The sequence below is a fragment of the Kitasatospora sp. GP82 genome (assembly GCF_029892105.1).
GTDB lineage: Bacteria > Actinomycetota > Actinomycetes > Streptomycetales > Streptomycetaceae > Kitasatospora.
This window is the reverse complement of the sequence record NZ_JARZAJ010000079.1, coordinates 1-12,976: the sequence shown is the minus strand read 5'-3', so window position 1 is coordinate 12,976 and position 12,976 is coordinate 1. Positions and strand designations below refer to the sequence as shown.

18 protein-coding genes and 1 pseudogene are annotated in these 12,976 nt (G+C 68.0%); 8 read left to right on the top strand and 11 right to left on the bottom strand.

What is annotated here, in order from left to right:
• Positions 1-350: pseudogene (locus P3T39_RS36175) on the bottom strand (proline hydroxylase); the annotation flags it as partial.
• 62 nt (positions 351-412) lie between these two features.
• Between P3T39_RS36175 and P3T39_RS36170 the strand changes: the two are divergent.
• Together P3T39_RS36170 and P3T39_RS36165 are read left to right on the top strand one after the other, a co-directional pair.
• Entirely contained in the window at positions 413-1,075 is a 663-nt protein-coding gene (locus P3T39_RS36170; protein WP_280703569.1) for a TetR/AcrR family transcriptional regulator C-terminal domain-containing protein, read from the top strand.
• 89 nt (positions 1,076-1,164) lie between these two features.
• Complete coding sequence (locus P3T39_RS36165; protein WP_280703568.1) at positions 1,165-1,536, top strand: hypothetical protein; 372 nt, start codon at positions 1,165-1,167, stop codon at positions 1,534-1,536.
• A gap of 30 nt (positions 1,537-1,566) precedes the next feature.
• On the opposite strand, the gene P3T39_RS36160 is transcribed toward P3T39_RS36165, so the two are convergent.
• Positions 1,567-1,692: a hypothetical protein gene (locus tag P3T39_RS36160; RefSeq protein ID WP_280703567.1), complete on the bottom strand. Its 126-nt coding sequence runs from the start codon at positions 1,690-1,692 to the stop codon at positions 1,567-1,569.
• A 186-nt stretch (positions 1,693-1,878) separates the two neighbouring features.
• Between P3T39_RS36160 and P3T39_RS36155 the strand changes: the two genes are divergently transcribed.
• The gene (locus P3T39_RS36155) at positions 1,879-2,190 is read left to right on the top strand and encodes a hypothetical protein (protein ID WP_280703566.1); all 312 of its coding nucleotides are present in this window, start codon (positions 1,879-1,881) and stop codon (positions 2,188-2,190) included.
• A gap of 930 nt (positions 2,191-3,120) precedes the next feature.
• On the opposite strand, the gene P3T39_RS36150 is transcribed toward P3T39_RS36155, so the two are convergent.
• The 3 genes from P3T39_RS36150 to P3T39_RS36140 are packed head-to-tail and all read right to left on the bottom strand — an operon-like array spanning position 3,121 to position 5,302.
• On the bottom strand, positions 3,121-3,984 hold the full coding sequence (locus P3T39_RS36150; RefSeq protein WP_280703565.1) for a hypothetical protein: 864 nt from the start codon (positions 3,982-3,984) through the stop codon (positions 3,121-3,123).
• Entirely contained in the window at positions 3,981-4,742 is a 762-nt protein-coding gene (locus P3T39_RS36145) for a hypothetical protein (RefSeq protein WP_280703564.1), read from the bottom strand. The genes P3T39_RS36150 and P3T39_RS36145 overlap by 4 nt, the downstream gene beginning before the upstream one ends.
• 32 nt (positions 4,743-4,774) lie before the next feature.
• Positions 4,775-5,302, bottom strand: coding sequence for a hypothetical protein (locus tag P3T39_RS36140; RefSeq protein ID WP_280703563.1), 528 nt, complete (start codon positions 5,300-5,302; stop codon positions 4,775-4,777).
• Between the two features lie 378 nt (positions 5,303-5,680).
• Here P3T39_RS36140 and P3T39_RS36135 point away from each other — a divergent pair, with 378 nt between their 5' ends.
• Positions 5,681-6,040: a hypothetical protein gene (locus tag P3T39_RS36135; RefSeq protein ID WP_280703562.1), complete on the top strand. Its 360-nt coding sequence runs from the start codon at positions 5,681-5,683 to the stop codon at positions 6,038-6,040.
• A 49-nt stretch (positions 6,041-6,089) separates the two neighbouring features.
• Here P3T39_RS36135 and P3T39_RS36130 read toward each other — a convergent pair whose 3' ends face one another.
• Together P3T39_RS36130 and P3T39_RS36125 are read right to left on the bottom strand one after the other, a co-directional pair.
• A complete protein-coding gene (locus P3T39_RS36130; protein WP_280703561.1) occupies positions 6,090-6,467 on the bottom strand; it encodes a hypothetical protein in 378 nt (125 codons plus the stop codon).
• A 179-nt stretch (positions 6,468-6,646) separates the two neighbouring features.
• Positions 6,647-7,552 carry a Ku protein gene (locus P3T39_RS36125; RefSeq protein ID WP_280703560.1) on the bottom strand — a complete coding sequence of 302 codons (906 nt, stop codon included), beginning with the start codon at positions 7,550-7,552 and terminating at the stop codon, positions 6,647-6,649.
• Positions 7,553-7,654: 102 nt separating this feature from the next.
• Between P3T39_RS36125 and P3T39_RS36120 the strand changes: the two genes are divergently transcribed.
• Both P3T39_RS36120 and P3T39_RS36115 read left to right on the top strand, forming a co-directional pair.
• The gene (locus P3T39_RS36120; protein WP_280703558.1) at positions 7,655-7,921 is read left to right on the top strand and encodes a hypothetical protein; all 267 of its coding nucleotides are present in this window, start codon (positions 7,655-7,657) and stop codon (positions 7,919-7,921) included.
• Between the two features lie 507 nt (positions 7,922-8,428).
• The gene (locus P3T39_RS36115; protein ID WP_280703556.1) at positions 8,429-8,734 is read left to right on the top strand and encodes a hypothetical protein; all 306 of its coding nucleotides are present in this window, start codon (positions 8,429-8,431) and stop codon (positions 8,732-8,734) included.
• A gap of 30 nt (positions 8,735-8,764) precedes the next feature.
• On the opposite strand, the gene P3T39_RS36110 is transcribed toward P3T39_RS36115, so the two are convergent.
• Complete coding sequence (locus P3T39_RS36110) at positions 8,765-9,064, bottom strand: hypothetical protein (RefSeq protein ID WP_280703555.1); 300 nt, start codon at positions 9,062-9,064, stop codon at positions 8,765-8,767.
• Between the two features lie 367 nt (positions 9,065-9,431).
• On the opposite strand from P3T39_RS36110, the gene P3T39_RS36105 reads away from it, so the two are divergent.
• Positions 9,432-10,166 carry a hypothetical protein gene (locus tag P3T39_RS36105; protein ID WP_280703554.1) on the top strand — a complete coding sequence of 245 codons (735 nt, stop codon included), beginning with the start codon at positions 9,432-9,434 and terminating at the stop codon, positions 10,164-10,166.
• Between the two features lie 547 nt (positions 10,167-10,713).
• A complete protein-coding gene (locus P3T39_RS36100) occupies positions 10,714-11,040 on the top strand; it encodes a hypothetical protein (protein ID WP_280703553.1) in 327 nt (108 codons plus the stop codon).
• 220 nt (positions 11,041-11,260) lie between these two features.
• On the opposite strand, the gene P3T39_RS36095 is transcribed toward P3T39_RS36100, so the two are convergent.
• From P3T39_RS36095 to P3T39_RS36085, 3 genes are all read right to left on the bottom strand, one after another.
• Positions 11,261-11,458, bottom strand: coding sequence for a Scr1 family TA system antitoxin-like transcriptional regulator (locus P3T39_RS36095; protein WP_280703552.1), 198 nt, complete (start codon positions 11,456-11,458; stop codon positions 11,261-11,263).
• 203 nt (positions 11,459-11,661) lie between these two features.
• Positions 11,662-11,928 (bottom strand): DUF397 domain-containing protein, encoded by a 267-nt coding sequence (locus tag P3T39_RS36090; RefSeq protein WP_280703551.1) that lies wholly within the window; start codon positions 11,926-11,928, stop codon positions 11,662-11,664.
• Positions 11,925-12,785 carry a helix-turn-helix transcriptional regulator gene (locus P3T39_RS36085; RefSeq protein WP_280703550.1) on the bottom strand — a complete coding sequence of 287 codons (861 nt, stop codon included), beginning with the start codon at positions 12,783-12,785 and terminating at the stop codon, positions 11,925-11,927. The genes P3T39_RS36090 and P3T39_RS36085 overlap by 4 nt, the downstream gene beginning before the upstream one ends.
• Positions 12,786-12,976: the final 191 nt, after the last annotated feature.

Genomic DNA, 12,976 nt, shown 5'->3' with positions numbered 1-12,976 from the left:
AGCGAGATCGCGATGGGGTCTGGGCGCATCCCGGCCCGGTGCCAGGCCGCGCGGGCGGAGTCGGCGTCGCGCCAGTACCGCCCGGCGTTCAGCACGCCGTCCCGGTCGCGGTAGTCGTTGAGTGCCGGGCCGAACCGCACGATTGGGGTCGGCACCCGCTCTGGGTCGTAGTCGGCAGTGGGCAGCCGGTCCAGCGCCTCCAGCGCGGCCTGGCAGGTCTGCCGGTCGAGGAAGTCGGGGACGCGGACAGCCGCGAGGGTTCCGGCCGCGAGATTGGCCAGGTGACGGTCGGTGAAGGCCGTGGTGTTCACCGCGGTGAACAGCGGGTCGAGCGCCGTGGCGCGTGGCATGTCGCCTCCGTAAGGAGTCATGAGCCTACCGTGACGATACGCCGTACCGTACGCTGACTCACATGCCAAGGCAATCCACTTCCCTGGACCTCGCAACTCCCGAACGGATCGCGGAGCAAGCCCTGTTGATCGTGGATCAGCAGGGCCCCGGCACTCTCAGCTTCCGCACCCTGGCCGCGGCGCTGGACATCTCCGTCGCCTCGCTCCAGCGCCGCTGCACCGACCTGGCCGGACTGCTCGACCTGGTGACCGACCACCTCGCCGCCCGCCTGCCCGGCATCGAGCCTGGCTCCGACTGGGCCACGGCCACCGAGACCCGCTTCACCGCGCTGTACGAGCTACTGACGGCCCATCCGGGCCTGGTCGCCCTGCGCGGCGGCCGGCCGTGGCTCGGCCCTCAGCTGCTGAAACGCTTGGTGGAACCGCAGCTCGCCGACTCAATCACAGCCGGCATGAGCCCGGGGGAGGCGATCACCTGCTACCGGCGGATGTACCTGCTCACCCTCGGCAGCGCGAGCTTCGTGGACCACCGCGACCCCAAAGCCGCGCAGGCCGTCACCCGCACCGCACTGGCCTCACTCGACCCCGAGGAGTTCCCGATGCTCACCGGCAACCTCGCCGCAATCGTGCCCATCGTGGTGGACCACGAGGTCTACTACGGCGCCCTGCGTCAGCTCATCCATGCAGCCGACCCAGCCCGGGTCACTTCTAGGTTCCACAGGTAGATGCGCAATGGGTACGTGAGATGCGCAATGAATACGCAATTCCATGATTGGATGCGCATTGGCTGCGGACAGTAACTACTGTCCTCGGTATGGCTGTTCAGAGCCCGGCCCGGCTACGTGGGAAGTACGAAGAGCCGACGGCGTCGGTCCGCTACGACGACACGTCGGTGCGAAGGATCCCTTTCAGGGATCTGCGGTTGGCGGATTTCACCTGGTCTGTGCCGTGGCGGAGGTTTCGCTCCGTCCACGCGCCGGGGGCGCCCTTGATGCGAGCGATGGGCCTGCATCCGGACCAGCGCGCCGAAGCGCAGCGGATCCTTAAGGAACTGGCGGCGTGCATACCTGGACAGGCCCCGGAGGAGCTGCTCCGTCAAGCCTGGAAGCAGAAGATCCCGAAGTCCCGGCTACGGAAACTGACCGGCCTCGACGATGTGGCGATCGGTCGAATTCTCGGGCTCTGACGGTCGACGGGTGCGCTGCTCCGAGGGGCTCTACATGGCCTGGGTGAGGCCCCAGACGCTGTCGTACGGGTTCCAGGTGCTGTCGGCGTGACCCCAGCTGGAGTCAACGAGCCCTGCCCACGTCGTGACGCCGGACGCGACGATCCGAGGCGTCACCGGAACAGTCGACGCCCAGCTCCTCCAAGCGCTGCGCCCCGGCTGCGAGCCATACGTGACCTGGCAGATCGGCACCAAGGACGTCGGCCACGTCCGCCTCGAAACAAGCCGCCCCGATCGCCCTGCTCATCGCCGCCGGCATGGGCGTGCTCGAAGAGCAGGCCGCCGAGACCCTAGACTCTGCGGGTGCCTGAAGCCCTCCCAATCCCCGCCGATCTCATCGACCTGCAGCGTGCCCTCGACAGCGCCCGCGGCGAGCTGTACGCCTACGCCGACACCGTCACGGCAGAGCGGCGGGCGGCGTTCCCCGACCCCGAGCAGATCATCGAACGGCAGACCTGGACCGACGAGCAGAACGGCCGGCTCGCCGAGCTCCGCGAGGGCGAGCGGACTGCGGCGCAGGCCGTGCGCACCCACCCGACGATGGCCCAGGCCGCCGCTGAGAAGTGCCACCACCAGACCGACATGGCACTCCGCAGGGCAGCCGTAGAAGCGTGAGAGGCCGCCCTTTCGGGCAGCCTCTCAGTCTCACCGTCGCCAGACGTTGACACGCTCCGTGGCCAGTAGCGGAGCCCCATCAGGCCCCTTCAAATGGGCTGGGATCCACTGCTTTCGGCAGGGAGCGTTCGGGGTCACTGTCGCCGCTCACCTCGTTTGATCTTCCTGACGGTGCTGGCGACGACGCCATATTCGGCTGCGATCTCGCGGCTCGATCGCGCGTCGGCCCGGATGGCTGCTGCCTGTTGGTTCGACAGCTTGGCGTTGACATGCCGCTCGCCGGGCTTGAATCCTGTTCCGGGCTGTGGCGCCGGCGTCTGCGGCGTAATGCCGCGCTTGCTCCAATGAAGGCGGGCTGGCGGCTTCTTGCGAGTGTCCTCGCGGTGGGTTTGCCCATGGGCTGCCCGATAGACGGTCTGAACGCTGACCCCGAACCGCTCGGCAAGCCTTCTCGCTTCCCGAGCGCGCAGGACATCACCCTCACGTGCCGAGCGTATCTCTGAGACCTGATCTTCAGTCAGCTTCGCAAAGTGGTTTCGCGCTCCGGCGCGACCGTAGATCCTGTAGCGCTGGCGGGATCATTGTTGTTCTCCAGCGCGTCACCATCACGGAGGTGGTCTGGGTTCCAGCATCTCCCGTTGTCGCAGCTATGCAAAGTCATCCCCGCCGTAGGAATTCCAAGCCACAGTCGGTACCCCAAGTGGTGCACGGCCAGGGTGAGAGCGCGTTCCACTAGCTTGGGATAGGCACCCTTGCCGCCTTTGATTTCCCAGCACCCAGTCTCGGTCACGACGGTGCGCTCTGCTGCTCGGCGCGCCATTGGCCGAAGATCGACCATCCCAGATCCGGCGCAACAAGGGCATTGGACAAGATCTGGGGCGTTGTCGATATGTTCGGCTAGTCGCACATCGCTAGTGCTCATGCACCAACCTAACGTCTCCACACGTTCACTTTCTCGGTTTTCAGGAAAGGGGCTCCGGACGGTCCCTTGACGTGAGCCGGAATCCACACCTGACGATGCGCCTTGACCGAGGGGCGCCACGCGTTCCGCCAATGCCCCTGGACCACCCACCTGTGCCGGTACCGGCGCCCCGCCGCATCCTCACCGGTCTCCTCCTGGGCGTCCGGCACGTAGGCGCGGCGCAGGTCGATGATGCTCACCTCCGGAACGGCCCTGCTGGCGCGGGCGTACGCGCGGGCGGTGGCCTTGTCCGGCCGTTCGGGGCGCCGCTCGGCGAGGCTGGGCTGCTCCATGAGGAGCCATGCGGCAGCCAGCGCCGACACGACCTGCACCGGTATGTCGACGGGAAGGCTGGCGAGCGGCAGCGGGTCCACAGTGACGGGCAGGATGTGCGAGACGACCGGGATGAGCGGCGGCACCTGGTCCTCGACAAGGGTGGCGAACCGGGAGATCCGGTCGGCCAGCGTAGCGCGGGTGAGCCACAGGCCGATGCTGCATCCGCCGTCGGCCGGGCCCCAGGTGATCGCCTCCACTGGCACCTGTGCGCCGTTGTAGTCGACGCTGCCGATCCCGCCGTCGAACATGATCAGGCCGCACGGTGTGGGCCGGTCGGCGGTTGCCCATCGGGCGGCGGCGAGCTGGACTCCGGCCGAGACGGCGAGGGCGGCCATGTCGGGTGCGACCCAGTAAAGATCGGCGTCCCTCAGCCGGGAGGCTTCGGCGTCCAGGGCTGCTTGGTTGTGCTCGCCGGTCCGGGACCGGAGCGGCGCGGCGGGGTCGTCGAGGTGCCGCAGCACCTGGTCGCGGAGCTTCGGCAGGGCCGATGGCCTCACTGGGCGTCCTTGAGGTCGGTGCGGGTGCCCTGCCCGGGGCGGGTGGCGTAGGCGTAGAGGACGTCGACGGCCGGGTAGAGGTTCTGGCCGCCACGTCCGGGCTGCCGGCCGGTGGCCTTGACACCCCAGCGGCGAAGCAGCACGTCGGCGTACTTCGTGCTGGAGGCCTGGATTCGCTCGGCGACCTCGGCGAGGGTCCACTGCTCGGCTGCGTCGACGCGCTCCACGACGGCGACGCAGCCGGTGTCGACGGGCTTCCAGTCGCCGGCGATCTGCCAGCCAGCCTCGGCGAGGATCTGCTCGGCGCGGGACTGGGCCTCTTCCGCGTCGCCGTCGCGGGCGTGGATGCCCGCGAGCGCGTGGAACAGCGGGTCGCCGGTCGAAGCCCAGTCCGGCTTGCCCTGCTTCCAGCTGTCTGCCTTGTCGGCGAGGACGGCGACGTCGCTCTCGTCGCCTTCGAGTTCGCCCGAGGTGGTGGTGAGCCAGACGGTGAAGTGCGGGCCCGGCTCGGGCTCGATCCCGTCGACGGTGTCCTGCAGCTCGGGCAGGTACTCGGCGATTTCCTTGTCGGTCCAGTCGTCGCCGAGCCAGTCGATGAGTGCGTCGCGGGTGATGACGATGTCGTCCTTGTCGACGTAGGCGGCGGCCCAGACGTTCAGCTCGGGCTCGTCGTCGACGTCACGGTCGATGTAGAGGACGGGGTTCTCTGCACCGCTGTCGAGGAGGCGGCGGAGATCGGCGGCGGTGATGGTGGGCATGGTGCGCTCCTGTCGGTGGGTGTGGTGGTGGGTCAGAGAGCGGCGACGGCGGCGTTGATGCCGACGCGGATGCGGGCGGGGAGGTCGATGATGTTGCGCTCGCCGTCGAGGTAGCGGACGTCAAGGACGTCGGCGTCGTAGTGGCGGATGCAGAGGCGGCCGGTGATGGCGTCGAACCACACCTTGTCGATCTTCGCCATGAGGCTGGCAACGCGGCCGTTGGCGATCCCGCGGCCTCCGAGGGTCGCGCCGGAGACGTTGCCGGTGCCGTAGTAGGAGACGTCGAGACCAGCGAAGGCGGCCCAGTCGTTGAGGTAGACGCGGTCCATGCCGTTCTTCTGCCAGCGGCGTCCGCCGAGGGCGATGATCAGCTCCGGGGTGAGGGTGATGGTGCGGGCCTTGCGGAGGAGCTTGCCGAGGTTGATCCGGTAGGCGGGGGAGGCTGCGTCGATGGCCCACTTGCCAGCGGTCTTAGCGGCGGTGATGACGCCGCGGCGGCACCAGGTGCGGATGGTGGCGATGGTGACTCCGGCCTGGGCTGCGGCGGTGGCGGTGTTCATCGGAGGTTCCTCCCTCGGTGGCGACACCCTAACTATGATGGACCATCCATCAAAGTTCAAGTGGAATGGCCCAATTTCCCCCAGGTGGACGCAACTTGCCATTTCAGGCGGGGTGCCCATGCCTGCAAAGCGGGCGATGCCGGCAGCCCGAGTCCTGGGGCCGCCCGTGGGGTAGCGCCGGACGTGCGGGCGCCGCCGAACAGTCTCACGCCGCCTGCGGCGAGCTCTCTGGTTATCTGAGGTGGGGGCGCCGACTGCGCATCCCAGAGGGCGGATAGCGGCTTCAGGGACATAAGGCACGTCTCTCCTGGGGCGGCGTACCGTGAAGGCATGGCCGGGCGAACGCGCTGGTGCGGGTACTGCTGGAGGCCGCTGCGCGTGACTGCCCGCAGTGACGCGACGTACTGCTCACCCGCGTGCAAGGCAGCCGCACGACGGCGCCGGCGCCACAACCTCGAAGCGGTCGCCATCGGCCTGTGGTTCACCATGGGCATCGAGACTGAGCACGTAGTGCGCTGCCCGGCCTGCGGCCGCCGCTTCGCCCACAAGCACGGCCACCGCCGGGATGCTCGGTACTGCTGTTCCGCGTGCAGGCAGGCCGCTTACCGGGCTCGGAAGGCCGAGCGGGTACGCGAAGCCGTCACGGTGTCGGCCGATGTTACGGACGCCGGGACCGGCTACACGCCCCTGATCAGCCAAAACGAGACGGTCGAGATGTCGTCGGGCGGTACCTCGTAAGCGATCAATAGGTAAGTGTTGCGGCGGTTCGACCGTAACGCCGCAACACTTACCCGCCGAGTGCGGCCCACTGCGCTCTGATGTCACCGATTTCGTCTTCGACCGGTTCGCGGTCAGGTGCACAGCACCACGGTTGGTATCCCCAGCGCGCGGCGAAGGTCGCCGACGCCTCGGCGTGCAGGTTCAACAGGTCGGTGGCGGTGTGCGACGTCCCGGCGTAGGTGTTCACCAGGGAGGCGGCCGCAGCGAGCGTGTCGGCCTCCCCCCGGCAGACCGGCCCGTCAGTGGCGCCCTTGCGCAGTGACTCGGCCACGTCACCCGGAGGAGGTGGCTCGTAGCCCGCGCTGTTCACCAGGAGATGGCGCCAGGAGCCGGGGCGTTGGTGGAACAGTGCGCGGATGAGGTATTCGGGCGGGGTGGCGGCCAAGCTGGCCACCGCCAGGTAGCGCGCGACGGTCTGCCGAGTGGGCCGGGTACGCCTACGTCGCCGCCGTGGACGCCGACGCAGGGGCATAGCGGAAGGTCGAGCCCTACTGGGATTCCACGGGCAGCTGTGCTGGCAGACGGTGCACCGCATCGTGGCGGCCTCCGGGCACTCGTCATCGCTCATGACGCCCGCCGCCCGCGACCGCCACCGCTGCCAGTGGCCTTCGGGGTCCTGGTCGTGGCCTTCTTCGCCGTCGTCTTCCGGCCCCGGGCCGGCCCCGCCTTCGGATGCTCCTCCTGGGCCTTGACGACCGCCGCCTCCAAGACCGCCATCAGATCCGTCACCCCAGCCACCGGCGGCAGCACCCGGGCCTCCGGCGCGTGCGGGGCCGGCAAGCCAGCCGCCTTCGCCTCGACGACCTCCCTCAGCGCCACCGTGTACTCGTCCTGCTCCTGCGCCGGGTCGAAATCGGAGCTGATCGTGTCCATAAGCTGCCGGGCCAGCGCGACCTCCTCAGGGCGCAGCTCGATCGGCTTCGGTGCGATGCCCTCGGTATTGCGGACCTCATCAGGCCACAAGAGGGTCGTCATGACGATGGTGTCATCCCGGACGCGAAGCACCACGAGGCTGTCCCTCGTCCTCAACGCGGTCCGAGCGACCGCCACCTGCCCTGACTGGGCGAGAGCCGCCACGAGGAGTGCGTAGGGCCGCTCGCCGCCTGGCGAGACGCCCAGGTAGTACGACTTGTCGTAATGGAGCGGGTCCACGCGGCTCTCGTCCAGGAACCCGAGCACTCGGATCTCGCGGGTATCCGGCATTGGCAGCTGCTCCAGGTCCTGCCGCGTGAGTACCAGCGTGCCGCCATCGGGCAGCTCGATTCCGCGGGCAATCTCGCCCTCGCTGAGTTCCTGGCCGTCGAGCTCGCACACGCGTTTGTTTCTAACCCTGCCGCCATCTGCCTCATGGACCATGTGGAGCGGGACCCGGTGCTGGGACGTCGCCGCGTACACGCTGACCGGGATCGACACCAGGCTGAACGTGATCATCTTCTTGGCGATAGCGCTCGGCACGGCCACCACCTCCACCCGCGCATCCCCCGGCCCCACCATCCGAACCCACCCTGGCCGTGATCGCCACCCGGCCCCGGTCGGACTGCGCCCGCCACGACCACGCCGCACGATCGTCCCATGGACGACGAGAAACCCCAGCTCACCCCGGCCGCCCGAACTCTCGCCCACTGCTACGCCCGGCTCCTCGACCTCGTCGAGCGCTGCACCCAGGCAGTCCATGCCGGCGACTGGGTGCTGCTGAACGACGAGGCCGGTGAACTCAGCGTCGTCGCCGACGAGGTCTCCGCCGCCGCGGCAGCCCTCACCCGCGACGAGACCGCCACGGATCCGACCGTTCTCCTGGCGCTGATCAAGAAGAACAAGAAGCGGGACGCCCCCAGCTGACCGCGCCCCGCCACCGGAACAGCTCAGGCCGCCGCCTTCAACCGCACCTTGTGGTGCCCGCGGGCACGCGCCCGCACCCAGAGGTGACCGCCGCGTGGACAACCACACCGATGAGCCCCTCGACCGGTGGGCGCAGCGCCGTCAGCGTCGCCTGCGCCCGGTCGGTGAACGCCGCGCGGTCCCGCTGGCCCCGGGGCCGCAGCGCGCCGCACACGTCAACCCGAACGCCCCACGGGTCCTCCTCGAGTGGGACGGTATGCCTGGACCCCTGTTGGAGTGGCCGACAACTATGCGGCCGAACGCCAGTTCCTCGATGCACTGGCCACCCCCGATACCGTGCCGCCTGCACTGATCACGCCGCCGCCCGTGAACGCCCCCCTCAAGGGTCGACATCGAAGGGCCTGACTATGCCGAAGGGCCTTCGCTGATACCGCACAGCGACCCAACTCGGCACCGGTTCACCGCAATTGGCCTCCTCGGATTCGGTTGCACCGTACGGTGACCCGCATGCGACCGATCACGACAGACGACTTCGATGAGGACGGCGTGCTCGCCCTCGACAGCCCCACTGTGGACTTCCTCCGGGAGCAGGCCAGCCTGGCAGACGGCCAGCGGGCGGCTGTCTTCATGAATCCCGTTCTCCGGTTCTATGGCGCCACCGAGTCTGAGGCTCTGGGCCGGGCCGCCCGGTGGGCTGAGAAGAACATCGACGATAGGGACGTCATCGTCCTCGCCAGCTGGTTCCGGTTCATCGACGAAGACCTTGAGGACGGCCTCAACTACGAGAGCGGCCTGGTCCTGGCAGTCGCCTGAGAATCGCGGGGCGCCGGCAGTCAAAACGCTCTACATTTCAGGGCCGAGCGGTGTGATACCGGCGGTCACCGGGTCAGGCACCGCGAGGGCGTACGTGCCCTGGCGGGTGCTGGTCAGCACACCGTCCGCCAGCTCCGGGGGGATCAGGCTGGTCGTCGTAGCTGAGTAGAACAGCGGGTCCCAGCCGGCCGTCTGCTTCTGGGCGGCGGCGATCTCCTCGCCGGTGGGCGGAGTGTGCTCGGTGAGAGCGGTGAGGGCCTGGTGGTAGCCGAGACCGAACTGGGCGGCCAGATCCCGGGCGAGCTGCTTGCGGTCGGCGTGACGGTGCACTCAATTTCTCGGCAGGGCCCACGCGCAGCCGCCGGCAGCACAGCAACCAAGGAAGGAGACAGAAGTTCAGCTCACGGATCCACTGGGAACCTTCGCCGCTACCACCCGCCGCGTGGGAGGCGAATCGGTGACCGGCTGGGTTGCGGACCAGCTCTGTGCACACACATAGCGGCCGCAGCCGACAATCCGAGGCCTCCAGATCACACACCGCCGAAGTTACCGGCCGTTCGAGTGCCAACTGCGCAAACGCGGCACCCACCGGGAGAACACCAAACGGCGCTGACGGCCCGTCGACGGCGCAGCGGCGACGTCACCGCCGGATGGCACACTTCTCCCGCACAGTGATCACCTCCGGGAGGCCCCCCTCATGCCTGGCAGAACCACCCCCGCCGTGGCAGCCGCCGCCGCGTGCATACTCCTCGCCACCGGCTGCAGCAGCAACGCAAGCACACGGATCCAGGCGCGCCCAGCCCCCTCGGCATCCTCCCCGACGGCCTCCGTCTCCGCGACGGCATCCGCCAACCCCCTCCAGCCGCCCGCGCAGTCCCCGCACCCGACCCAGGACGAGCTGACCGCCGCACTGCCCACCGCCCCGCCCGACAGCAGACCCTGGGCCGGATCAACAGGCCCAGTCGGCCTCCTGACACCCGACCAGTACCTCGGCATGATGCCCGCTGCCACCCAGCAGGTCGCCCGGCCCAAGGAGACCCGCCGGGGCCTGCAGTTCGTCGCGCGCCGCAACTGGGCACAGCCCGACGGCGCCCTCGTCGACGTCCGGCTCGTCAGATACGCCACACCCGTCGGCGCCCAAAGCTACTTCCTCGCCGAACGCACCATCCAACGAGCCACCAACGCCGCCAACGCCTTCACCATCCCCGGCATCGCCGACAGCGGCGGCCTGGCCAACCCCACCCTCGACAAGGCTGGCAACGCCAACGTCATGGTCCAGATCCTGGCCGGCGACACCGTCATCATCATCTTCGAGGCATCCCCCGCCACCCCCGACCGGGACGGCGCCACCGCCATCGCCAAGCAGGTCTACCCGTCCCTCTGCACGGTACAGAGCTGCTCCCCATCCACCGCAGGAACGGGCGCGGTCTGACGGGAACGAGCGGGCAGATCGCAGGCGTCAGGTCATGACGCTTGCCATCTCGTGCTCAGGTCATCGCGGTGGGCGGCTCGCAGCCATCTGGTGGTCGCCCCCGCTGCCGTCACACACCGGGCAGGGCTGCTCGTCGGTTTCGTCGAGCGCCGCCCGCACTTGTGAGAACCCAGAACCACAGGACGGTCAGCAGTGACCACGCGCCGACCTGCTGGAGACACTCGACGCCCGAGCCGCCGGAGGGCATCGACTTCAGCACCGTCGACCTGGACGACGAGGGCGACGAAGCCGCGGGCGACTCAGTGGCTTCGTCGGTGACGGCTGACTCAATCTGTCGGTCTGTTCCGACTCCACCTGGCCGTTCCGGGGCCAGGTTCTGACGGTGAGAACTGCCTCCACCTTGGCTCTGAATCGTGGCAGGATGGCGGCATGTTGATCCGAAAGGGCAATGCCGCGTAGGCGGCCCAAGGGGCTCCGCGCTGAGCGGTGGCGGCCCAGAAGAAGTGGTCCGGTCCGTCGCATCGACGGTGTCTCTGCGCTGACGCGCGTGGCTGTGCGGAAGGTGGAGGAGGACCGGCTGTGGGCTGGTGCCGTTGCGGCGGCGCTGGCCGAGTGCCGCTGGTATCTCGGACAGCCGGGGCGCTATGTGCCTGTGCCGGATACGGCCTGTTCGTGCTGTGATCCGCTGGTGGCACGTGAACTTCTCGAAGACGTGCTGAGGTGGCTTCCGCGCGGCGCGAGAACCGATCTGGAACGGCTCGTGTCCCGGCTCGACGACGACTTCGAGTGCCGGACGGTGCCCCGGCCGGCGTCCTGGCTGCCCAGTCCGTGGGGTGCCGGCATCTGGTGGCGTCAGCGACTCCTGGAGCTGTGACTGCCACGCGGGACCGTGGCGGGGCCCCTTCCTCGGTGCCGTGATCGTGGCCGTCCTTCGTCGCTGGTCAAGGTCGTTCGGCCACCGGCGTCGCCAGCGGGCGCTCCACCTTGGCCCGCTCCTGCGGTCGGCTGTTTCGGCACCTGTGGAGGAAGGGCCCGGTGTGGTCGTCAGCCGGCGGCCTGTTGCTCGGCGCGGGCGCGGGTGTTGGCTGTACCTGTCACTCGGCGGTTTCAAGGCTACCGACTGTCGGCTTGCGCCTCTCCCGACTTTCAACTGCTTCGTCCAGTGACAGCGGGTTGTCCTCCTTCCAGAGGAACTTGCTGCGCTCCAGCACTGCCGCGGCGTAGTCCTCGGTCTGGAAGAGCCAGGGGATGATCAGAGGCTCCCAGGCACGGATGCTGCCATAGCGGGACATCAAAGGCTGCGCCCCGCCGGTGCCTTCGGTGCCATCCCTCAGGCGTGTCCAGCCCGTCTAGGACGTGTCCGGCCGTCAGCCGTGTTGATCGGAGCCTGTCCGACTGTCAGAGTGATGGGGTAGAACAGCAGGACGGTCCGGCGCTCTATGGGTGCGTCGGACCGTCTTTGTGCTGCTGTGGGTTCAGAAACCCGCAGGCCCCGTCAGAGGGCCGGAGGGAAGAGGTTGGCCTGCCGTGCGTTCATTCCTCCGCCGAAGGCGTCCCACTCAGCCATGTTGAAGCGGACTTCGCGCGGGTCGCTGTCGGCCAGCTTGGAGTCGCGGACCTGGACGCCGACCAGGGCGCCATTAACTACGATAGGTGTGATCATCACGCAGGTGCTGCCGTTACCCGACAGCTCCGAGATCGCCCCCTCCACGCCGGTGAGGTCGATGGCGTACAGCTCTTCCTTGCTGATGTCGCTGCTCATAGGTGCTCTTTCATGAATTTCTGGAGGAACGCCACTGTCTCATCGTGAGACAGGGCGGCCTGCTGGGTGTGGTTGAAGGCACGCACGGCTCGGCGTACCTCGTGGGCCGACTCGCACTGTGTGAGGCCAGACATGTCCTCGACGAAGGCGAGTTGGGGATCGGTGGGATCAGGGAAGTCCGGCAGAATCAGCGGTACCTGGATGACGCCACGGCGCCCTGCCTTGAACGGGACGACCTGGATCGTGACGTTGTCCAGCTCGCTGAGCTGCAGCAGGTACTCGATCTGCTCCCGCATCGCCTCGGTTCCGCCGATGTCGATGTGGAGCGCAGCCTCACCGAAGACCGAATGGAGCTTCAGTTTCGGGTCCTCAGTCAGGCGTCGCTGGCGCCTCATCCGGACCTCGATCAGGGCGTCGACATCGTCGGCACCGGGCTTCTGCCAGATGTTCTCGATCACCGCGTTGGCGCTGCGTTCGGTCTGGGTGAGGCCGGAGAAGACGAGCGAGGAGAGCTCTCGCACGCCTGAAGCCGCAGCTTCCAGGGGCAGGTAGCGGGCGAAGCCCGGCACCAGGACGTCGTCGTAGGCTCGCCACCACTGCTTGATGGGCTCTCCGGTGGTCAGGGACTCCAGGCTGTCGCGCGTGCGGCCCTTGACTTCCAGGTAATCGAACATCCTGAGCACGTCTTCCTGGCTGACGGGAATCCTGGCCCGCTCGACCTTGCTCAGCCATGGGCCGGTCCTTCCTACCGACTTGGCGACTTCCTCCAGGGACTTGCCGGACTCCTCGCGGATAGCGCGAAGCTCGGCCCCGATCCGCTGCGCCTTGTGGGGCGGCAGCGCGTCCTTGATCGCCATGTGGCCCCTTCTTGTGGTGACTTGACTGCTCGTAAGTGTCACCTGCGTTGGGGGTTGCGCTCAAGTGTGATCCGTCAAAGTTTTTTCATCTTGCTTTTCAGTTTGGCTTGCATGTTGCCTGCAAGTCGCGCCAAACTCGGTGAGTACAACCTGCTGCCACCCGGTAGCGGAGTGTAATCCCTGCCTTCAGG